This is a genomic window from Candidatus Poriferisodalis sp., from assembly GCF_965204195.1.
GTDB lineage: Bacteria > Actinomycetota > Acidimicrobiia > Acidimicrobiales > Poriferisodalaceae > Poriferisodalis.
In genome coordinates this window covers 2,162,755-2,183,211 of record NZ_OZ241975.1, presented here as the reverse complement: position 1 = coordinate 2,183,211, position 20,457 = coordinate 2,162,755, and the positions used below count along the sequence as shown (strand labels likewise).

At 66.5% G+C, this 20,457-nt stretch carries 21 protein-coding genes; 9 read left to right on the top strand and 12 right to left on the bottom strand.

Going from position 1 to position 20,457, the window contains the following annotated elements; genetic code table 11:
• Positions 1 to 6: 6 nt before the first annotated feature.
• Complete coding sequence (locus tag ACOGI8_RS09650) at positions 7 to 1,098, bottom strand: LLM class flavin-dependent oxidoreductase (protein WP_419853590.1); 1,092 nt, start codon at positions 1,096 to 1,098, stop codon at positions 7 to 9.
• Positions 1,099 to 1,320: 222 nt separating this feature from the next.
• Here ACOGI8_RS09650 and ACOGI8_RS09645 point away from each other — a divergent pair, with 222 nt between their 5' ends.
• Positions 1,321 to 2,925 (top strand): acyl-CoA carboxylase subunit beta, encoded by a 1,605-nt coding sequence (locus ACOGI8_RS09645; protein WP_419853589.1) that lies wholly within the window; start codon positions 1,321 to 1,323, stop codon positions 2,923 to 2,925.
• Between the two features lie 31 nt (positions 2,926 to 2,956).
• Here ACOGI8_RS09645 and ACOGI8_RS09640 read toward each other — a convergent pair whose 3' ends face one another.
• Both ACOGI8_RS09640 and ACOGI8_RS09635 read right to left on the bottom strand, forming a co-directional pair.
• Positions 2,957 to 3,346 (bottom strand): PIN domain nuclease, encoded by a 390-nt coding sequence (locus ACOGI8_RS09640; protein WP_419853588.1) that lies wholly within the window; start codon positions 3,344 to 3,346, stop codon positions 2,957 to 2,959.
• On the bottom strand, positions 3,343 to 3,537 hold the full coding sequence (locus ACOGI8_RS09635; RefSeq protein WP_419853587.1) for a type II toxin-antitoxin system VapB family antitoxin: 195 nt from the start codon (positions 3,535 to 3,537) through the stop codon (positions 3,343 to 3,345). The genes ACOGI8_RS09640 and ACOGI8_RS09635 overlap by 4 nt, the downstream gene beginning before the upstream one ends.
• A 135-nt stretch (positions 3,538 to 3,672) precedes the next feature.
• Between ACOGI8_RS09635 and ACOGI8_RS09630 the strand changes: the two genes are divergently transcribed.
• Positions 3,673 to 4,566: an LLM class flavin-dependent oxidoreductase gene (locus ACOGI8_RS09630; protein WP_419853586.1), complete on the top strand. Its 894-nt coding sequence runs from the start codon at positions 3,673 to 3,675 to the stop codon at positions 4,564 to 4,566.
• On the opposite strand, the gene ACOGI8_RS09625 is transcribed toward ACOGI8_RS09630, so the two are convergent.
• The gene (locus ACOGI8_RS09625; RefSeq protein ID WP_419853585.1) at positions 4,563 to 5,780 is read right to left on the bottom strand and encodes an ABC transporter ATP-binding protein; all 1,218 of its coding nucleotides are present in this window, start codon (positions 5,778 to 5,780) and stop codon (positions 4,563 to 4,565) included. The genes ACOGI8_RS09630 and ACOGI8_RS09625 overlap by 4 nt on opposite strands.
• A 188-nt stretch (positions 5,781 to 5,968) precedes the next feature.
• On the opposite strand from ACOGI8_RS09625, the gene ACOGI8_RS09620 reads away from it, so the two are divergent.
• Together ACOGI8_RS09620 and ACOGI8_RS09615 are read left to right on the top strand one after the other, a co-directional pair.
• A complete protein-coding gene (locus ACOGI8_RS09620) occupies positions 5,969 to 6,373 on the top strand; it encodes a nuclear transport factor 2 family protein (RefSeq protein ID WP_419853584.1) in 405 nt (134 codons plus the stop codon).
• A gap of 33 nt (positions 6,374 to 6,406) precedes the next feature.
• The gene (locus ACOGI8_RS09615; protein ID WP_419853583.1) at positions 6,407 to 7,675 is read left to right on the top strand and encodes a PLP-dependent aminotransferase family protein; all 1,269 of its coding nucleotides are present in this window, start codon (positions 6,407 to 6,409) and stop codon (positions 7,673 to 7,675) included.
• A 158-nt stretch (positions 7,676 to 7,833) separates the two neighbouring features.
• Here ACOGI8_RS09615 and ACOGI8_RS09610 read toward each other — a convergent pair whose 3' ends face one another.
• The 3 genes from ACOGI8_RS09610 to ACOGI8_RS09600 form a co-directional block, all read right to left on the bottom strand.
• Complete coding sequence (locus ACOGI8_RS09610; RefSeq protein ID WP_419853582.1) at positions 7,834 to 9,582, bottom strand: N-acyl-D-amino-acid deacylase family protein; 1,749 nt, start codon at positions 9,580 to 9,582, stop codon at positions 7,834 to 7,836.
• A gap of 148 nt (positions 9,583 to 9,730) precedes the next feature.
• The gene (locus ACOGI8_RS09605) at positions 9,731 to 10,510 is read right to left on the bottom strand and encodes an SDR family NAD(P)-dependent oxidoreductase (protein WP_419853581.1); all 780 of its coding nucleotides are present in this window, start codon (positions 10,508 to 10,510) and stop codon (positions 9,731 to 9,733) included.
• A 7-nt stretch (positions 10,511 to 10,517) separates the two neighbouring features.
• The gene (locus tag ACOGI8_RS09600) at positions 10,518 to 10,904 is read right to left on the bottom strand and encodes a limonene-1,2-epoxide hydrolase family protein (RefSeq protein ID WP_419853580.1); all 387 of its coding nucleotides are present in this window, start codon (positions 10,902 to 10,904) and stop codon (positions 10,518 to 10,520) included.
• A 194-nt stretch (positions 10,905 to 11,098) separates the two neighbouring features.
• On the opposite strand from ACOGI8_RS09600, the gene ACOGI8_RS09595 reads away from it, so the two are divergent.
• From ACOGI8_RS09595 to ACOGI8_RS09585, 3 genes are all read left to right on the top strand, one after another.
• Positions 11,099 to 12,487, top strand: a complete 1,389-nt coding sequence (locus ACOGI8_RS09595) for a CaiB/BaiF CoA transferase family protein (protein WP_419853579.1) — start codon at positions 11,099 to 11,101, stop codon at positions 12,485 to 12,487.
• Positions 12,484 to 13,710 carry a CaiB/BaiF CoA transferase family protein gene (locus ACOGI8_RS09590; protein WP_419853578.1) on the top strand — a complete coding sequence of 409 codons (1,227 nt, stop codon included), beginning with the start codon at positions 12,484 to 12,486 and terminating at the stop codon, positions 13,708 to 13,710. The genes ACOGI8_RS09595 and ACOGI8_RS09590 overlap by 4 nt, the downstream gene beginning before the upstream one ends.
• A gap of 106 nt (positions 13,711 to 13,816) precedes the next feature.
• Positions 13,817 to 13,942: a hypothetical protein gene (locus tag ACOGI8_RS09585; RefSeq protein WP_419853577.1), complete on the top strand. Its 126-nt coding sequence runs from the start codon at positions 13,817 to 13,819 to the stop codon at positions 13,940 to 13,942.
• 82 nt (positions 13,943 to 14,024) lie between these two features.
• Here the strand turns inward: ACOGI8_RS09585 and ACOGI8_RS09580 are convergent, their stop codons facing one another.
• Together ACOGI8_RS09580 and ACOGI8_RS09575 are read right to left on the bottom strand one after the other, a co-directional pair.
• The gene (locus ACOGI8_RS09580; protein WP_419853576.1) at positions 14,025 to 16,748 is read right to left on the bottom strand and encodes a choice-of-anchor R domain-containing protein; all 2,724 of its coding nucleotides are present in this window, start codon (positions 16,746 to 16,748) and stop codon (positions 14,025 to 14,027) included.
• 221 nt (positions 16,749 to 16,969) lie between these two features.
• Positions 16,970 to 17,122: a hypothetical protein gene (locus ACOGI8_RS09575; RefSeq protein WP_419853575.1), complete on the bottom strand. Its 153-nt coding sequence runs from the start codon at positions 17,120 to 17,122 to the stop codon at positions 16,970 to 16,972.
• A gap of 53 nt (positions 17,123 to 17,175) precedes the next feature.
• Between ACOGI8_RS09575 and ACOGI8_RS09570 the strand changes: the two genes are divergently transcribed.
• Entirely contained in the window at positions 17,176 to 17,304 is a 129-nt protein-coding gene (locus ACOGI8_RS09570) for a hypothetical protein (protein ID WP_419853574.1), read from the top strand.
• A gap of 19 nt (positions 17,305 to 17,323) precedes the next feature.
• Here ACOGI8_RS09570 and ACOGI8_RS09565 read toward each other — a convergent pair whose 3' ends face one another.
• The 3 genes from ACOGI8_RS09565 to ACOGI8_RS09555 all read right to left on the bottom strand — a co-directional run bounded on the left by ACOGI8_RS09565 (position 17,324) and on the right by ACOGI8_RS09555 (position 19,051).
• Positions 17,324 to 17,743, bottom strand: a complete 420-nt coding sequence (locus tag ACOGI8_RS09565) for a type II toxin-antitoxin system VapC family toxin (RefSeq protein WP_419853573.1) — start codon at positions 17,741 to 17,743, stop codon at positions 17,324 to 17,326.
• A complete protein-coding gene (locus tag ACOGI8_RS09560) occupies positions 17,740 to 17,967 on the bottom strand; it encodes a ribbon-helix-helix domain-containing protein (protein ID WP_419853572.1) in 228 nt (75 codons plus the stop codon). Before ACOGI8_RS09560 ends, ACOGI8_RS09565 begins: the two co-directional genes overlap by 4 nt.
• A 178-nt stretch (positions 17,968 to 18,145) precedes the next feature.
• Entirely contained in the window at positions 18,146 to 19,051 is a 906-nt protein-coding gene (locus ACOGI8_RS09555; protein WP_419853571.1) for an MOSC domain-containing protein, read from the bottom strand.
• An 80-nt stretch (positions 19,052 to 19,131) separates the two neighbouring features.
• On the opposite strand from ACOGI8_RS09555, the gene ACOGI8_RS09550 reads away from it, so the two are divergent.
• Positions 19,132 to 20,454, top strand: a complete 1,323-nt coding sequence (locus ACOGI8_RS09550) for a M24 family metallopeptidase (protein WP_419853570.1) — start codon at positions 19,132 to 19,134, stop codon at positions 20,452 to 20,454.
• Positions 20,455 to 20,457 lie beyond the last annotated feature (3 nt).

The window sequence follows — 20,457 nt, the reverse complement described above, 5'->3', positions numbered from 1 at the left end:
GCGGGTTCAGTCTCCGGTGAGGTGTGCCACCCGCGGCATGACGTCACTGGCCAGCAGGTCCATCGAGCGCCGCCAGGCATCGGGTGCCTCGGAGTAGTCGAAGCAGAACAGCAGCAGGTGGCCGAACCCGCCGACGTCGGCGTACACCTTCTCGATCGACGCTGCGACCGTCTCGGGCGATCCCACGAACCAGTTGTTACGGGCGCAGTACTCCACGGTGACGACGCCGTCCGCCGGTGGGTTGCGCTCGTCGATGAGGAACTTGTGGAAGTCGAAGGCGCCGAGCAGCGGGATGAAGTACTCGGTCATCATCCGGCCCATCATCCCGCCATAAGACAGCTCCCAAGCCTCCTCATCAGTCGGCGCGACGAAGACCTCGCGGACCATCCGCCAATCGCTGCGGCTGACTTCCCGCCCCGCCCGGCGAGCACCGGCTTCGTATGAGTCCCAGTGCCCGCTGACGTACTGCGGGTTGAGGTTGAGGCTCATCGGGATCCAGCCCTTCTCGCCTGCCATCTCCAGCGTCGGCGACGGCGAGTTGAGCCCTGCCACACCGATCGGCGGATGCGGCTGCTGCAGCGGGCGAAGGTGATGCACCAGGTCCATGTCGGGCATGCCGTGAGGCACCGAGCCCTTCCAGTGCTTGCCGTCGTGGGTCCAGCCGGGCTCCTGGCTCCAGAGGTTCAGGATGAACTCGACCGATTCCTGGGTCATCTCACGGTTCTCGCCGGCCATGCCGTCCACGCCGAACATCTCCCAGTCGCTCGGCAGGCCGCTGGCGGCGACACCAAAGTTGAGCCGTCCCTCGGAGATGTGGTCGAGCAACGAGATGCGGTTGGCCAGCTCGGCAGGGTGGTAGTAGGGCATCAGGAAGCCGCCGGGGCCGATGCGGATGTTCTCGGTGCGCTGCAGCGCCGCCAGCGTCAGCAGGTCCGGTGCAGGATGCGGCTCCCACTTGGCGGCATGGTGCTCGCCGATCCAGGCCTCGCCGAAGCCGAACTCATCGGCCCACTCGATGACCTGCAGGTCCCATTCCCAGCCTTCGCGCAGGTCGCGCTCGGGCGGGTGGCTCGGCATGGTGAACAGTCCCAGTTCCATCGTGGTCCCCTGTCAGTCTCAGCGGCGCCCAGAAACCTGCGCCTCGCCGCCGCAACTTACTGCGGCCACCGAGATGGGGCAGCAGTGATCAGCGAGTTGTCAGGACAGCCGCAGGCGCTGGCTCGTACATTCTTCAGAGACCGCAGTTCGAAGCGCGGTGCGGCGCCGGAACTATGCCGGATGTGCCGGCCTTGCTGACGAGCCATTGATCGGAGCGCACGAATGCCAGTTGATCCGGATCGGGAGACGTGGAAGCCGGGAATGTCCTGGGAGGACGCGATCGCCGAGATCGCGTACCTCAAGGAGCTGGCTGCCGAGATGGGCGGCCCGGAACGCATCAACCGCCAGCACCAGGGCGGTCGGTACACCGTGCGCGAACGCATTGCCAAGATGGCCGACCCGGGCTCGTTCATTGAGATGGGTGGGCTCATGGGCGGACCGGAGTACGACGACGAGGGCAACATCATCGGGTTCACGCCCGGCGGCTACGTGATGGGCCTCGCCGAGCTCGACGGCCGGCCGGTGGCGATCGGCGGCGACGATTTCACGATCTCGGGTGGCAGCCCCCACAACGTCCACAAGATCCCGCACCAGTTCGCCCAGCCGCTGGCCATCACCTACGGCATCCCTTATGTGCAGCTGCGCGAGGGCGTCGGCCACAGCTCACGGTCTGACGAGGAGTCGGGCCAGATGGCGCTGCCGGAGGGCGATATGTGGTGGCAAGGCGTGGAGATGCTGACCAAAGTGCCGGTGGCGGCAGGGATCATGGGATCCGTGGCGGGCTGGCCCGCTGCTGCGGCGCTCATGTCTCACTTCACGGTGATGGTGAAGGGCCAGTCGCAGATCTTCCCGTCAGGTCCGCCGGTGGTGCAGCGGGCTACCGGTGAGACGCTGTCGAAGGAGGAACTCGGCGGCTACCGGATGCACGTGTACGAGAGCGGCCAGGTGGACAACGTGGCCGAGAGCGAGGAGGACGCGTTCGACCAGATCAGGCAGTTCCTCTCGTACTTGCCCAACACGACCGCGCATGTGGCACCTCGCGTGGACACCGGTGACCCGCCTGATCGCCGGCCCGAGGAGTTACTGAACATCATTCCCACCAACCGGCGAGCGGGCTACGACGCCCGGGCGCTCATCCGCCACGTCGTCGACAACGGCGAGTTCTTCGAGATGCGCCGCCACTACGCAGGGGCGATCATCACCGGGTTCGCCCGGCTCGATGGTTACAGCGTGGGTGTGGTCGGGAGCGATCCGATGCGGCTGGCCGGCGCCATGGACGGCGACGGCGCCGACAAGTACGCGCACTTCGTGGACCTGTGCGACGCGTTCAACCTGCCGATGCTGATCTTCCTGGACATGCCCGGGTTCATGCTGGGGTCTGCTGCTGAGCGCAAGGCCACCATGCGCCGGGGCGTGCGGGCGCTGATTGCTTCAGCAGAAGCGAGCGTGCCCAAGGTGGAGTTCAACGTCCGCAAGTCCTACGGCGTGGCCGCCGATGCACCCAACAGCATCGGGCTGCCGCATGCGCTCAACCTGCGCTTCGGCTGGCCCGCGGGGGAGTGGGGCGGCATCCCGATCGAGGGCGGTGTCGCGGCGGCATACCGGCGCGAGATCGACGCGGCACCCGATCCGGAGGCGCATCGAGAGATGATCGAGGAGCGACTGCTGCGGCTCCGTTCGCCGTTCAAAGCAGCGATGCACGGCGATGTCGTCGACCTCATCGATCCACGCGAGACCCGGCGCCTGGCCTGCACGTTCGTGAAGCTGGCCCAGCCGGTGCTCGAGGAACTCGCCCGTCGCCCCAACAAGCGCGCCGTCCGCCCCTGATCCCACCATCGGGTGGCGCCGGAGATGCCGGTCAGAGCACCTGCAGTCCGAGGTGTTCGGCCATTGGGTCGAAGTCACGGTCTGCGTGCAGCAACTGGTGACCGTTCTCGATGCAGAACGTGGCAATCAGCATGTCGATGGTCTTACGTGCAGTGATGCCTCTGGCGCGCAGTTTCCGGTAGTTGAGCGCACTGGCGATGGCGATGTGGCGTCCCACCATCGACTCGTAGAACAGGGCGTCCATGGTCTCTTGGGCGCGGCGCATGTGAGCATCGTTTCGGAACCCTTGGAGCACCTCCGCCAGGATCAAGTCGCCGGTGAGGACCGGCTGCGCTCCCAGCAGCTCGTCCAGCAGGTCGGACTGGGAAGTTTCGATGCCGTTGAAGTAGTCGATCCAGACGGATGAATCGACCACGATCATCGGTCGATTCGCATCTCGTCAAGCGAGCCTTCCCACGCCAGCTTGCCTCTCAGACTGCGTATGCGTCCCTGTGATCTCGTTCGGATCAGCAGGCGAAGTCCAGCCTCCACAGCTGCTCGCTTAGTGCGAAAGCTGCCATCACTCATGGCTGCGTCCATGAGTTCGTCGTCGATTTCGATGTTGGTACGCATCGCTGCCTTCCCGTTGCCCGAATGCCGACGCCCGGATACTTGTCGATGTGCGCCCCAGATCCTGATGTGTATATTTCCTCCGATTCTACACATCGCCCGAAGAGCTCGGACCAGTCGCACGGTTAGCGTGACGCCGTGACTTCGGGGAATGGGCTCAGGTTCGGGTGGCTGTCGCCATGCATCGGCAACCGGTGGAGTGACCATCGGCCGATCGTGGCCGACCAGGTGGAATGGCTCCTGCCCGAAGTGATCGGGCACTTCGACTCGCTGTGGATCGCCGACCATTTCTACGGGTTCGACGCCAAGACCGACCCGTTTCTCGAAGCCTGGACCACGATCACCTGGTGTGCGGCTCGCCTGCCCGATGTGCAGCTGTGCCACCACGTCCTCGGACACGGGTACAGGCCGCCGGCCTTGACAGCGAAGATGGCCGCGACGCTGCAGTACCTGTCGGGCAACCGTTTCATCTTGGGCATCGGGGCCGGCTGGCGGGGCGACGAGTACGAGGCCTACGGCTACGAGTTCCCCTCACCGAAAGTGCGATTCGCACAGCTCGAAGAGGTGGTCACGATCTGCCGGCTGATGTGGACGCAGGATGACCCCAGCTTCGAGGGCCAGCACTATCGCATCGACGGTGCGACAGCGCCTCCCTTGCCGGAGGTGCCGCCGCCGATCTGCATCGGAGCCTCGGGAGAGCAGATCGGCCTGAAGGTTGCCGCCCGTCACGCCGACATCTGGAACACGCCATGGCGGCGGAATCTTGAAGCGCTGAGGCGCAAGTGCGGCATCGTGCTGGATGAACTCGAGCGGCTCGGACGCGATCTGGCAGGGCTGGAGATGTCGACCACTGTCGAGCGGGCACTGCCCACGACTGACAGCGAGTCCGCCGAGTACGCCGAATTCCTGGCTTCGCTGGTGGAAGTGGGAATCCGGCACTTCGTGCTCGACTTCGGAAACCCCGACAGCGCCGAGCCAGCCCACCGCTTCGCCGAGCAGGTCATCTCCCCGCTGCGTGCGGGTAGCGGCTAAGCGAATGCAACGACGCTGGTGCCGGTGAACTCGACAGCGACCGAGTCGCCACGACGCACTTCGGGATCGGGTCCGCAGCGCACGCGCAGTTGAGTGCCGTCGAGATTCGCCACGACCATCGAGTCGTGCCCGTAGAACTCCACCAGTTCGACTTCGGCTGTGGTGCCCTGGGCCAAGCTGAGCTGCTCCGGGCGCAGCATCACGTCGACAACTCGGTCTGCGGCGTTGGATGCCGTCCCGTTGCCGCTCTCGCCGGCGGCGTTGCTGAGAGGGAGGCGTCCGAGCGGGGTGTGCGCGAAGCCATCCGAGGCGCCGCAGCGCACCCATGACGCTGTGCCCACGAAGTCGGCCACGAACGGGTCGACAGGTCGGCGGTAGAGGCCATCGGGTGTGTCGACCTGCGCGAGACGGCCCTCGCAGAGCACGCCCACGCGGTCGCCGACCACAAAGGCCTCGTCCTGGTCGTGGGTCACGAAGACGGCCGTGATGCCCAGTTCGATGAGCAGCCGCCGGACCTCGCTGCGAACGTCCTCGCGCAGCGATGAGTCGAGATTGGAGAAGGGCTCGTCCAGCAAGAGCACACCAGGGCGGGGCGCCAGCGCTCGCGCCAGCGCGACACGCTGCTGCTGCCCGCCCGACAGCGTGGAGGGCATGCGTTCGGCAAACCCGGACAGACCCACTAGGTCGAGTGCTTCGGCGATACGGCCCGGCGTTCGTGTCGACCGTTCGAGCCCGTAGCCGACATTCCGGCCCACGGTGAGATGCGGGAACAGCGCCCAGTCCTGGAACACCATCCCGACACGGCGCGACTCGGGAGCCACCCAGGAACCGCCTCGCCCCGGCGGTCCCGAGACGAACCTCTCGCCGAGCTGAATGGTGCCGGCCAGGGGACGTTCGAGCCCTGCGATCAGGCGCAGCAGCGTGGTCTTGCCGCACCCGCTGGGGCCAAGCAGCGCGACCGATTCGCCGGGCTCGACACGCAGCGACAGGTCGTACACCGAATAACTGCCCTCGGCGATTTCGTCGGCGGGATCGAGGCCCTCGGGGGAGCTGACGCCCTGCGTCTGGCTGTACGAGTGGGTGACGCCGTCGAGGATGATCGAGCGTGCCCCCGGCCAGTGTCGACCTCGGCCGTTCCGGGCCAAGTCATCCGGCGCCGCCGGGTCGGCGTCTCGCCGGTCTCGCTTTGACCGAAATGCCCGGACCGTGCGCACCAATCGAAGTATAAGCAGGGGACTCGGCACGTATCCAGATGACCGAATGCTGAATAGTGACGATGCCTGCTGCAGTTCAGTAGGCATAGCTAACGCCCAAAGGAGCCGACGCCCGGAGGGCCAGAGCTACGCGACCCGTGCCGCAGTAGGTTGACGCCAACAAGCCGGCAGAGCACGGGGGGCGAGCTGTGGCGCTGACGAATGATGATCGAGTAGAGATCCGGGACCTCATCTCCCGCTACAACAAGGCGATCGACACCGGCGATGCCGACGGGTACGCCAATACGTTCGCTCCCGACGGGCAGTTCATCGGGATCGTCGGCACCTTCAACGGCCGGGACGAGCTACGGGCGTTCGCTGCCGCGTACTCGACTGAAGAGCAGTACGCCGAGTTCGCTTCTGCACAGCACTGGGTAACCAACGTCGTGGCCGACGGCGACGGATCCGAGGCCACCGTGTTCAGCCACTTGCAGATGGTCAAGCCGTTGGCCGACGGCGGCAGGATCCTGCTGGTCGGGCACTACGACGACATCGTCCGCAAGGTCGACGGCCAGTGGCTGTTCGCGCAGCGAATAGTGGTCTCGGACGCCTAGCCGAGCCCGCCGAGCATCACCGGAGAGAGCATCGTGCCGCAGACCGGCCCACCGCACGGCAACGCGTCAGCGAGCGCGTTCGACATGGCAGCCAAGATGGCCGAAGGCCTGCCTCAGCCGGCGGGGGCGTGGACGCCGATCCCGCGCTTCAGCTTTGTCGGCGGGAACAACGACTCGCCGAGTGTGCCGGTGGGCGGCCTGACCGAGGCGGCCATGTCAGTGCTGACGAAGCATGGCTCCGAACTCGCCACCTACAACCTCGGCGGCAATCCGCAGGGCTTCGAGGGGTTGCGTGAGTTCGTCGCCGGATCGCTGGACGCGAATGCGCATATGCCGACGAGCAGCGAGCAGGTGCTGGTGGTGTCCGGTTCGCTGCAAGCGCTCGATCTGGTCAACGCGGCGTTCCTTCGCCCGGGCGACGTCGTGGTGGCCGAAGAGGCGACATACGGGGGGATGATCTCGAAGGTCGCCCGGCGAGGCGCCAGATGCGTCGGCGTCGAGCTCGACGACGACGGGATCGTTCCGGAACGACTTGCCGGCCTGCTCGACGAGCTGGCCGCAGCCGGCACGCCGCCCCGGTTCATCTACACCATCCCGACGGTCCAGAACCCCACGGGCTCGGTGATGCCCATCGAGCGCCGGCGGGAGATCCTGGCCATCGCTCGGCACTTCGGCGTGCCGATCTTCGAGGACGAGTGCTATTCCGATCTCCAGTGGACCGGAGAGCGCCCGCCGACGCTGCGTGCGCTGGACTGTGCCGAAGCCGAGGGGCAGAGCGCAGTGATCTACTGCGGCTCGTTCTCGAAGTCGATCGCGCCTGCGCTCCGCGTCGGCTACATCGTGGGCGACGTGCCCATCGTGCGCCAGCTCATGGCCCTCAAGGACGATGCCGGCACCGGTGCAATCGAACAGCTCGTGCTCGCCGAATACGCAGCAGCCCACTTCGACGACCACGTAGCCCAGCTGCGGGAAACGCTGCGAGAGAAATGTGCGGTGATGCGCCACGCCGTGAACACCCACATGGGTGCGCTGTCACAAGTGGCGATCAAGCTCGGCGGACCGGTGCAGGTGACCGATCCCAAGGGCGGCATCTTCGTATGGCTCACGTTCCCAGCCGGCACCGACACGTCGAGCTATCTGGCGCCAGCGGCCAAGCGAGGCATCCAGTTCAACGAAGGCGCAGCCTGGTCGGTAGAACCCGCTTGGGGCGCACGCCGTATGCGCCTCTGCTTCGGCAGCCTCTCGCACGACGACATCCAAGAAGGCGTAGCCGCCCTCGCCCAAGTCATCGCCACGACCTAGTCGCGCAATACCACTGCGCCAAGGTAGGCGGGGTGGGTGGCACCGAACGGGGCCCCCGCAGCCCGCAGCTTGCGAGGACTGCGGGGCGCGCGGGCGCTTGCGCCCGTGCAGGGAAAACAGTGGTGACAGGACCCGCCCCGCCGGGCGGCACAGAGGCTCTAGCCGCGGCCGTGGCGCAGGAGCTTGCCCGGTGTGGCGCCCGTGCACTCCCCGTCTTGGAACGTCTCGACGCCGTTCACCAGGATGTGGCGGTAGCCATGCGCACGCTGCACGCGGCGCCACTCGCCGCCGGGCAGGTCATAGACGGCCTCGCCGATCCACTCGGGATCGATGGCCAGCTCGTCCATGTCATAGACGAGCACGTCGGCCGGGGCGCCCTCCTTCAGCACACCGCGATCCTGGAATCCGGCCGCGTGCGCTGCAAGCGCCGACATCCGGTAGTGCGCCTCCTCGACCGTCAGCCGCTGCTCGTCACGCACGATCCACGCCAAAAAGTCCGTCGTCCAGGCACCGCCGGTGAAGAACTTGGTGTGCGCGCCGCCGTCGGACACGCCCGGGATCGTGTACGGCGAGTCGGTGTACACCGCCGACATGTGGTCCACATTGAACTCAGGACCCTCGCCCAAGAACTCCGTCTTGAGATCGGTCTCGAGCGACAGGTCGAGCATCACGTCGATGTAGTGCTTGCCTTCCATCTCGGCGATCTCTCCCAGCGACTTGCCCACGTACTTCTGCAGGTCCTGACGTCGCGCCACGCCTTGCACAACCAGCTTGCGGGGTGGCCCGCCGACGGCGCCCTGCGTGTTCGCGAACAGCGTCGCCGCCTCGTCAGTCTCGGCACGCAGCCGGTCTCGCAGGGCAGGGTCGGACATCTTGCGCATCTTGTCTTCGATCGAGCCCGTCGTCGCCTCGCGCCATGCCGGGCTGGAGTCGTACAGGTTCCACTCGTCGAGCGAGAAGGCGAAGCCCGTGCGGATGGAGGCACCCTGGCCGAAGATGCGCAGCCCGTCGTTGTGGGCCTGCTCGAGCCATTCGAGCCGTTCCTCGTGGACACGCGGGTTGCGCTGGCTCACCGGCACCACGTTGTCGATGATCGGTCGGCCGCTGACCTCGGCCAGCCGCCGCTTGAAGTCGAGATCCTCCGGATTGTTGACGTCGGGGCTCGTGGCCTGCGTGAGCTGGATGAAGCCCTCGTCGCGCTCGCGCAGCACTTCGGCCAGCACGAAGATGTCGTCGTCGATCATGGTGTCGGTGACCATCGGCGAGCCGTCGAAGTCGGCCTGGGTGGAGTTGGGCCCGAGACGCTGGATGGAAAAGCCGCACAGGCCGGCGTCCATGCCCTCGTGCAGCAGGCGCTGCATCTCCTTGCGCTCCGCGTTGTTGGCCGGACGGGTCTTGGCCGCTTCGAGGCCCATCACGTAGATCATCAGCGAGGCCGTCGGCATGTACTGCAGCACGTTGACGCCCTTCGGCGTGCGGTCCAGCGAGTCGAGATACTCCGGGATGGTCTCCCAATCCCACTTCGGCAGCATGCCCTCCTGCATGGCCGCTAACGGGATCGCCTCAGTGCGCACCATCGTGAGCATCGACCGCTCGCGGAAGTCGGGCTTGCAGGGAGCGAACCCGAAACCGCAGTTGCCGAGCACCACCGAGGTCACCCCGTGCCAGCTCGAGATGGAGCAGTACGGATCCCAGCGGATCTGCGCGTCGTAGTGGGTGTGCAGGTCGATGGTGCCCGGGGCCACGATGCAGCCACCCGCATCGATGACTTCCTTGGAAGGCTTGTCGGGACGGCCGCCGATCTGGGCGATACGCCCGTCGGATATCCACAGGTCGCCGCGGAAGCTCGGCACGCGTGTCCCGTCGACGATCGTGCCGTCCTTGATGTGAATGTCGTATTCCTCCACGATGTCCCCCTCGTGACTCAGCGCCCAGCTCGCTCGGGCACCGAATGCCGCATCGCTGTGGGACAGCGCGGTGGTTCGGACGGCGCGAGCCGGAATCCCCGTTGGAAAAAACCTAACACAGCTTCGTAAATCGGTTGTCGCGGCTGGGTCAGAAGATGCTGAAACCGCCGTCGATCTTGATGACGTCGCCGGTGTGCCAGCGGGCTGCGTCGCTCATCAGGTACACCGCGATGGCACCGAAGTCGTCTGGTACGCCCCACCTGCGCATGGGAATGCGCGGCATCACGTTGTCTACGAACTTGTCCCAGTTGAAGAGCCGTTCGGTCATGGCGGTGTCGATCCAGCCCGGAATGACGGCGTTGGCGTTGATCTTGTAGCGGGCCATCTCGACCGACAGGCCCATCATCATCGCCAGCATGGCGCCCTTGGTGGCTGCATAGGCCTGGCCCCGGGCGGCGCCCTGGATCGCGGTGCCGCTCGAGGTGAGCACCAGGCTGCCGCCCTCGCCCTGGGCGATCATCTGCTGGGTGGCGGCGCGCAGCGTGAAGAACACGCCGTGCAGGTTCACGTCGATGACGCTGAACCAGTCCTCGTTGGAGTGCTCGTGGAAGCCCTTCTGGTTCTGCGTGCCGATGCCGGCGTTCGGGAAACAGGCATCGACGCGCCCGTATCGCGCGACCACCGCCGCCATGGACTCCTCGACCTGCTCCTGGTCGGAGACATCGCAGCGCAGCGCGCTCGCCGACGGGTTGATCTCCTGCAACTCGGCTTCGGCCGCAGCGTTCTTGTCGGGGTTCGTGCCCCAGATGCTGACATCTGCACCGGCGGCCGCGACGCCACGGGCGTAGCCCAACCCGATACCGCCATTGCCCCCCGTAATGACAGCGACTTTGCCAGTGAGGTCGAAGCCCTCGTACTGGTACGCCACAGCGGGTTCAGCCCTTGATCTGGCGCATGAACATGCCGTTGTCGAAGTAGTCCCGCCAGAAGGTGATCAGGCCGTCGTTGACTTCGAAGATCCCCATCACCGGCAGCTCGATCAGTCGGCCGGAGCCGGTGTGGAAGCGATCGACCCGCTCGTTCATCACGGTGTTGCCGGTGGCCGTCTGGCGGACGACCTCGAACTCCACGGGCCCGTCGCCCTTCGTCAGGCCGCTCAGGAACTCCTTCATGGCGTCGGGGCCAGTCATGTCGCCGACCGGCACATTGTCGTAATAGACGTCGTCGGAGACGTGGGCGGCCGCCCCGTCGAGGTCCTTCGCTTCGATGCAGGCGATGAACTTTCCGACGACTTCGGTCGGTGAATCGGCGGATTCAGTCATGTCGGGGCAACCCTCCGGCTTGGCCTGGCGGCAAGCGGATCCCGCCGCCGGGATCTTGTCCTAGCACGCGCCGCCGGCCGGTGCCGCGGCTGCTGTCGCTAGCGATACTGAGCCCAGTCAGCCGGCACAAGTCCCGCAAGCGGCCGGGAGTAAGGTCACCGGGCTATGGGATCGGAGCACATGAGGTGTCATCGATGACGGCGAGCGCTGACCGCAGACCGCTCTCTGGGATCCGGGTCTTCGAGATCAGCATCGCGGTGGCGGCACCGTGCTGCGGCAAGGCCATGGCGCATCACGGGGCTGAGGTCTTCAAGGTGGAGGCCCACAGCTATCCCGATGTGGCGCGAGCGTTCGGCTCGGCATGGGCTCGCGATCCTGAGCTCGCGGATGTCTTCTGCGACACCGGTCCCTACGTGCCCGAGATGTCGGCCGGCAAGCGCTCGGTTGGCCTCGAGCTGAAACAGCCGGAGGCGCTCGAGGCTGCGAGACGCCTGCTGGCCACGTGCGACGTGTTCCTGACGAACTTCGCAGCGCCGGGCATCGCCGAGCTGGGACTCGATTACGAGTCCGTCAAGCAGGTGTGCCCCGACATCATCTACGCCGGCATGACCGGGTTCGGGGTCGACCCCGACAAGCCGTACTACCCCTTCCGAGCCTTCGGCCCCAATCAGGCACCGCTCGTGGGATGGGACGCGCTCACCGGCTTCCCGCATGAGGAGCCCGCCGGCATTCCCTCCATCGCCCCGCCCGACTACATGGGCGGGCTGCACACCATGCTGGCGATTGTCACGGCTTTGCACGAACGGGACCGCACCGGGGAGGGCCGGTTCCTCGACATCAGCCAGCTCGAGACCACGGTGTCGTTCCTGGGGCCGTACTTGGTGGGCCAGGACCTCGGCGTGCCCGAGCCGTTCAGAAATGGCAATCGGGTGTCGTGGGCGGCACCGGCGGGGATCTACCGATGTGCGGGCGACGATCGGTGGATCGCTGTCGAGGTGCCCGATGACGAGGCATGGGAAGCGCTGGCGGGTTTGGCCGAATGGTCTGATGTTCCTGCGCACGACGCCGTTGATCAGGCGGCGTTGTCGACCTACCCGCACGGCACACTGGCCGATCGCATAGCCAACCACGATGCGATCGATGCCGAACTGTCGGCGTGGACAAGCCGCCGCAGCCCCCAGCAAGCGGCTGCGGAGCTGCAGGCGCTGGGCATCGCGGCATACGAGGTGCTGAACCACACGGGCGTGCTGGCCGATCCCCAGGTGCACGACCGACGTCCGTACTCGATCGCCCCCAGTCCACGACTGGGCCGCGACCTGTTCGTTCGCAACCCGGTGCGCATGAGCGAGACGCCCCCATACGTCACCCGCGCCGGCCCCAACATGGGTGGCGACACCGTCGACGTCCTCACCGAGATCGGCTATGCGCACGACGACGTGGACCAGATGGTCGCGGACGGGACGGCATTCGTCGATGCCCGACCCGAAGTCGTGCTGGAGCGGCCGTTCGACCGCTGGTACGAATCGGTCGGGATAGCGGAGTTCTACGACGCTGAGGGCAATATCACCGGCGGCAATCAATGAGCCCCGCACAGCAAGGCCACGGGCCATGGAGCGGCGTGCGCGTGCTCGATCTGACCGGGCTGTCGGGCGCGTACGGCACCCGCGTCTGGGCGGCGCTCGGCGCCGACGTGATCTGCGTGGAACCCCCTGGGGGGAATCCCATCCGCAACATGCCGCCGCTGGCACCGGGTCACGAAGGCCCCGAGGCCAGCCTGTGGTGGGCGTACTACGCGGCGTCGAAACGCAGCGTGGTGCTGGACCCGACCGATCTGAGCGACGTCGACGCGCTCGTGCAGCTCATTGCCAGCGCAGACGTGGTGCTCGACGATGCGATGCCCGCCGCCCAAGAGGCCTACCCATGGCTGGCAGACGTGGGCGAGGGAGGGCTCGGGGTCGCCGGGATCGTCGAGCGGTACCCGCACCTGACGTGGGTCTCGATCACGCCGTTCGGCATGACAGGGCCGCGACGTCACTGGCGTTCGTCGAATCTTGTCGCTTGGGCATCGTGCGGGCTGGCATCCACCGTGGGCTTCCCCCATGGCCCCCCACTGGCGCCAGCCGGTGAGATCGGCGTGCTGATGCACGGAGCATCGCTGCATGCGGTGATCGGCTCGATGATGTCGGTGCGCGCACGCAACTTGGCGGCAGCGGCGGGTGAGCCAGCGCTCGGTCAGACCATCGACCTGTCGCTGCAGGAAGTGGGACTGTGGCTGTCGCCCGAGACCGGTGTGCCGCTGTACCTCGACGACCAGGTGCCTCGGCCCCGGGCCGGCAACCGCCGCCCAGTCACCAGCCCGATGGGCATGTACCCCGCGTCGGATGGTTACGTGGCGATCATCGCCATCCAGCCGACTCACTGGAATGCGGTTGCGCAATGGGTGAACGAGCTGACCGGCAACGAGGGCATCCTCGACGAGATCTTCGTCGACATCGTGGTCCGCCGTGAGGCGCTGGAAGCCGTGGACGCGTGGGTCGAGGAGCTGACCACCCGCTTCACCAAGCAGGAGCTGTTCGTGGAAGGCCAGCGGCGGCGCATCCCGATCACGCCGGTCAACACCGTCGGCGATCTGCGCAACGACCCGCATCTCGAAGCCGTGGGCTGGTGGCGTCCCGAGGAGCACCCGGTGCTCGGCACCTACACCGTTCCCGGCTCGCCCTTCACCACGGACGGCGACTGGTGGGCCTGGCAGCGCGCACCGATGCTGGGCGAGCACACCGATGAGGTGCTGGCGACTCTCGCCTAGCGATCCGCCCCGCCTAACGGCGCAGGTCGGACGTCGGTACCGATTCTGCGGCGAGCGAGGCCGTCATCCGGGGCTGATTCCGACGGTCGAGCGCTGTCCTGCGGCATTGCCGACGTTCTTGGAACTCCGGACTGCAGCGATATGGTGCTACCCCGTCGAAGGGGACGCCCGACGCGACAACCACGACAACGACACCGACTGGGAGCGAGACCGCTACCTCGAATTCACCTGATCGGCAGGCTCGGGCAGTCGGTTGGGCTGGACGCTGGACGATTTTCGGCGGCCGTGCGCCCGGGGTGTGCGAGCTGCATGGTCTAGGGGTCGTCGTTTTTGATGATTCCGTTTGCGTTGCGGTGCATTGCGCGCAGGAACGCTCCTTGGGGGTTCGAGAGCTTGAGCGTGAGGGTTTCTTTGCTCTCGTTGATGGCGTCGTCGAGCAGCGTCACTGAGATCGTCTTGTGCGTCTCGCCCGGCGCAAAGGTCAGCGTGCCCGACGCGGCGGTGTAGTCCGCCCCCGTCGTTGCTGTGCCGTCGTTGGTCGCGTAGTGCACCGAGACCGGCCCCGATGCTGCGCGGCTCAGCGTCACCGTGAAGTCGAGCGAGGCGTGCTTGCCTTCCTTCGCCCGGGCGTCCGCGACCCGGATGCGTGCCGGGCCCGGGACCTTCGCTGACGCGTCGCCGAGCGCGACCGTCACGTCCTTCCAGGACTTCGGCTTGACGCGCACCCGCCACAGCACCGGGTCCAGCGATTCCACGCCCGTGATGGTCCCGTTCGTCACCGTGAACGCGTCCGCAGCGGGCTTGGCGCCTGACTGCACGTCCAGCGCGAACGCCGTCCGCCCGTCGTGTTCGGCGGGGATCTTGTCGAACGCCGCCGCCACGGTCTGGGCCTGGGCGGCCCGCGGCGTCGTCGACTCGCCCTTCACGCGGACCCACTCGCTCGAGTGCTCGCTGTGCTCGGAGCGGAGCCCGCCCACGAAGGCGCGCACGAACACCCCGGTCGCCACGCCGTTCTCGAGCCCGGTGATGGTGTAGCTGTTCACACCGGCCTGCACGGCGACGCCGTTGTTGCCCTGCGGGTTGGCCCACACGCCCGCCTGCTGGCTCCAGCGCAGCGCGTGCTGCACCCGCTCCGCAGCGAGGCGCGGGTGCGCCACCGCCGTCCAGCTCACCGTCAGGCTGCCGTCGCCGGGCACCACCCGCACGTCGGCCGGTTCCGGCGTGGTCAGCGCCGCCTGCTGCTGCTGGGGGTCCGCCGCGACCCTCGCGAACGACGTGTTCGACAGCGTCCGCCCGTCCCGCGCGCACACCGCGCCCGACGGCTCGTGGTCGCAGTCCCGGCCGCCGGCGAGCGTCACCGTCACCACGGCGCTCGGCGACGCCGGCCGCACCTTCACCCGCCACAGCCCGGCGCCGACCTGCTCCACGCCCATCACCCGGCCCCCCGTCACCGCGAACGACGACGGCCGCGGCGACCGGCTGAACCTCCCCACCGTCTCGCTCAGACGCACACCGAACGCGAACTCCGTGCCGTCATGTGCCTCCGGCACGTCCTCGAACGCTGCCGTCAGCGGGTCGCGCTGCTGCTCCTCGCCCGAGCCCGGCCCTTCGCCGCCCCGGAACTCCGCGGCCCCGGAGCTGCCGACGTTGGCGCTGCCGACGTTGATGTCGTAGGTCACCGACGACTTCCCCCAGGGGTGGTACACGGTGACCTGCGATGTCAGCGTCTGGTTCGCCACGTCGTGCTGGACTTCCATGATGCACAGGTTGAACGTGGTGCTCCGCTGCCCCGCCTGGATGTAGGCCATCGGATACTTGCGATCGTTATTCAGGAAGACGGGGTCCCACGGATCGATCGGATCGCAATGGCTTATCAGGTCGGGATCCCTCAGGTCCGTCTGCACACGGTGGCCGACCCTGCCGTAGGTGGACAAGGATATCTGGGTCTGCCGGGTGACCGCCGTGGGCACCGACACGGTCACCGTGTGCGTGCGCGCCGCCGGACTCGTCACGGTCACGGTCACAGGCTCCGGCACCTCCACCACCGCCAGAGTCACACCCGCGTCGTAAGCCCCCCACACGGCGGGATTGCGTTGTGGGTCGGAGTGTGGCTTACCGTACGAGCCCCAGCCCATGTCGTCGACGGGCCAGGAGGCGGTGGCCGAAGTACCGCTGGCGGTCAGATTCCTCAGCGGCAACCGCAATTTGGCGCCAGCGGGATACTCGACGATCAGCATCAGCGACTTCGCAGCGTCGATAGCGGCGGCGCTGGTCGAGCTCAAGCCCGCGGACAGAGTGCCGGCGCGGTGATAGAAATCGGTGATGGTGTAGCTATTGCCCGCGTAAGCGAAACTGTTGCTGCCCATCGCGACGGGGCAAGTACCCCCCGACACACCGGCCTTGCAGCCGGACGAGTTCGTGCCCCATCTCGTCGGCTCGAGGTTCTTCGCCGACATCGTGGTGGACCAGACCTGGCGTTCGCTCTGATGCCGGGTTCCCTCCGGCCACGGGTACGGGATCGCGCCGTTGACGCGGATCTTGATCCTCGGGGCTGAACTTGTCCAGGCTCCTCCGCTTGCACGCCAATACTGATTCTGGAGGCTCCAGCCCGATGCGGCTCCTGAATCCTCAGTTGTGGCGTCCGTCGTCCGCATAGTCCCGCCACTGCCCGACGCCCGGTACAGCACCACGAAATAGGTGGTGTTCGCTCTGAGCCAGGTGCCCGTCGGCGCGGCGAAGGTCGTGGCGCCGCTGGAGATGGTCGACGGGACGGTCAGATTCCCGAGTTTCGCGTCCGGGGTTCCATCGCTGGCCGCGGACCACAACTCGACCCTCACACCCGCAGGAGCACCGACTGCTGACGTGTCGACCTCGATGCTCATGAGGCCGTAGCCCGAGGCGTGGTCTCCGGTCGTGAATCCCTGTGCATGCAGGCGTGAGGTGAGGAAATTGATCCCCCCCACGTCACTTTGCCCGATGTTGCTCACCAACGCGCCGCCGAGGCGGGACTGCGCCTCGGCCGGCTGGGCGGGCAACATGAGCGCGGAGCTGACCATGAGCACGCTGACCGCTGCGGCCAGCGTCAGCTTGAGGGCGGAACGTCTACCCCCCCCCCCCCGAACATGCGTGTTGGCAGGGTCGGTGTGCGTGCTGGAGCAGTCATTGTCTCTCCTCTCGATGTTCATGGATGCGGACGTTACTACAGGGCTGCATGCTGCAGATCGCGGGCAGAAACATGCCGGCTGCGCCCGTCGCCTTCTCAGAGCCTCGTTGGGGGTTCAGCGAGATCGGCAGTTGCCGCTGTGCCCGGCTCGAAGAATGCAGTGAGCGTCTTTGGTCTTGAGTCGCCGTCCGCCGCTCCCAAGCAGCTCATGCTGACGGTGAGCGTGCCGTCGCCGGGCGTGACCTGCACGTTGTACGGCTCGGTCTGTCCCGGCGTCGGCGCTGCCCTATGTAATGGATCAGGTGGGCGACCTGTTTGACGAAGTCGTGAACCCTGCCGAGGTCATGGCAGAACTCGGCGCCACCTCCGGCGAGATAGCCGACCTGGCCGATCGGGGGGTGCTCCGATCCGCCGACTCACGGGTCCGCTGATACAGGCCGGCTCGCAGGGCTATTCGGGAAGGTCCGCGGGCAAGAGTGTGAACGCCTGACCGGTCAGCGATCGAACGACGCGGAAGTGCCGTTCGTCGAGCGTCGCGATCTCGTGGGTTCCGTGGCGGTGGGCGAGGACCACGAGTGACGCGTCGGTCAGGCCCAGCCGCAGGTCCCGGTATCGCTCAATGACGGCTCTCGCACGGATGAGGTCGACGCGTTCGAACGGGGCGAGTTCAAACATGCCCGATCCAAGTTCGTCCAGAATCGCCAGTTCAGCATCGACGCCGGCGATGCGCGCGGCGAAGTAGTCGATCTCGGCGAGCACGAGCGGTGAGACCACCATCGACCGTGCAGCCGACAGAAGCGCCCGGCAGGAGGCATGCAGTTGCTGATCGGGAACCAGTGCCGCCAGGAGAACGCTGGTGTCGACGATCACGAACCGAAGCGCAGTTCCTCGAGGATTTCATCGACCCGTTCAGCAAGCGTCGGGTCGCCCCAGCCGTCCTCGAACAGCGGAAAGTTCGGCCGCCTCTCGCGACGTGCGATTGCTTCCTCCAGCGCTTCGCGGATGATGGATGCCTCAGTCCGATTTTCCTGCTTGGCGATCATCTTGAGGTCGTGCTTGAGTTCTTCGGGCAGGTACACCGTGGTCTGCTTCATCAGAGGTTTCACAAAAGGTATTGTACTAGGCATTGCGTGGGTCCTTCTGCTCGGTGAAGGCGTGCGCGACAGGCGGGCCGCGAGGCCCGACTGATGCGCTCTGCTGATACGTCCGACGAAACTACAACGAAATCTACTGAAATAGGTAGAAATTATTGTCAGACGAGGCTCTGAGTGTTTACTGAGGCGGGTCGAGCAGGGGTGGCCCGGTGGCTGTGACGGTTACCGGGTCGCCTACGGAGACCACGGCGCCTTCGGGGTCGATGGTGCAGGCGATGCCGAACATGGCATTGCCCTCCAGCATGCCTCGCATGCCCGGCGAGAAGCCTTCCGCGACCGAACACCAGCGATGCCTGCGCAGCACCAGGGCGGGCTCGCGGTGGCGCTCGCCGGTTTCCTGGTCGATCTGGGGGACGGCGCAGCGGGGCCACACCACGCGAGCGCTGAGCTGGGCCGGGCCGATCGAGAACTCCGTCCAGGTGTCCTCCGACCACGGTTCGTCATTGGTCACGATGAGATTCGCCCGGAAACGCTCGATGCCGAAGGGCTCCGATGCCCGCTCCACCAGATCGTCGAGCGAGGCCGTGTTGGCAACCAGCACCGGGGCCGCGTCAGCGAAACCGGTGAGGCGTCCCCGGAACAGTCGCATCGGACGGGATGACTCAGGGGTCAGCGCTGCGAGTCTGGCCGGGAAGCCGAGCACCTCGCTGAGGAACTCGGCCGCCTCGTCTCCTGCATCTGCGCACGCCACTTCATCGCCGATCAGCGCGAGAACCGTGGTGTCATTGACATCGGGCCGCTTCACGTCGATCGTGCCCATGCCGGGTGCGCTGATCGTCAGGCCGCCGTCGATCGGCACGGGAGCGACGGTGGCAAGCGCCGCATTGCGACGCTGGGTGACCGCTTCCCCGAGTGCCTCGGTGTCGTTGGGGGCCGTCACCACCTGCCATGCACGGTCGCCTTCGAGCCCTGTTGCCGTGACCAGAGCCGAATCGAGCTCGACGCGGCGGCAGCCCTTGATGGGGTGAATGGTGATACCGGTGAGCGTGCCGGCGGCCCCGCCGTCATGTCCTTCTGCGGTCATTCCTAGACCCTAGGCTCGCCGCGCATCAGTGTCTCGGCCTCACAGCGGGGCTGTGCAGACCTTGGGAGGGGCGAGCGGTCATGGCACTGCAGGGGTTCGAACGCCACCACAAACCCAAGATCGGCGTCGGCCGGGCCGAGCCTCCCGAGTGGTTCCTGGACCACACCGACCTCAACATGCATGCGCTCGGCCCGGGTGCCGATCTGGAGGCCGAGTGGGTTGCTGCGGGGCTGCAGCTTCCCGACCGCTCAGCGCTGCGCCGGTACCGCGTGGAACGGGTCCGCGAGCAGCTGCGCAGCGCGGACTGCGATGCGGCGCTGCTGTACGACCCGCTGAACATCCGCTACGCCACCGACACCACGAACATGTCGCTATGGACCATGCACAACGCCGTCCGGTATGCGTTCGTTGCGACAGAGGGCCCTGTGGTCGTGTTCGAGTTCTCCGATGGGGAGTTCCTGGACGCGCACTCAGAAGCAGTCGACGAGATCCGGCCGGGGACGTCGTACATCTATTTCAAGGCGGGACCGAGGTCAGAGGAGATCGCCGGGCGCTGGGCGTCGGAGATAGCCGAACTGCTGGCTGATGTGACCCGAGGAACACGGCGGCTGGCGGTGGACCAGCTTGATCTGGCGGGGTATCGCGCTCTGGAATCCCACGGCGTCGAACTGGTGAGCGCAGGTCCGATCATGGAACTGGCGCGTGCGGTGAAGGGTCCCGACGACCTCGCCGCCATGCGCTGCGCTATCCACGCATGCGAATCTGCCATCGACGAGATGCAAGCCATGTTCGAACCGGGGGTGAGCGAGTTCGATCTGTGGGCGGAACTGTGGGCCGGGAGCCTGCGCCGTTACGGGGAGTGGATCGAGACGAGGCTGCTGTCATCGGGGCCCAGAACGAACCCCTGGTATCACGAGGCCAGCAGCCGTCGGGTCCAGTCTGGGGAGCTCATGGGTTTCGATACTGATCTGGTGGGCGCGTACGGAATGTGCGTCGATATGTCGCGCACATGGCGGTGCGGGGGCGGCGCCCCGACGGCGGCACAACAGGACTGCTGGTCGCTCGCCGTCGAGCAGATCCATCGCAATTCCGAACTGCATCAGCCCGGAGCCACGCTGCGCGAGATCACTGACAAGGCGTGGTACCCCGACCCCGACTGCTACCGCGGCTACACGGTCATCTCACACGGGGTCGGGCTGTGCGACGAGTACCCGGCCATCTACCACCGTCACAAGTGGGACGCCGGTGGCTACGACGGCGTGCTCGAACCGGGCATGGTGATGTGTGTCGAAGCCTTCATCGGTGCGCGGTCCGGCGGCGAGGGCGTGAAGCTGGAAGAGCAGGTGCTGATCACCGAGACCGGCAATGAGGTGCTGACGACCCTCCCGCTCGGGCTCGTCTAGACG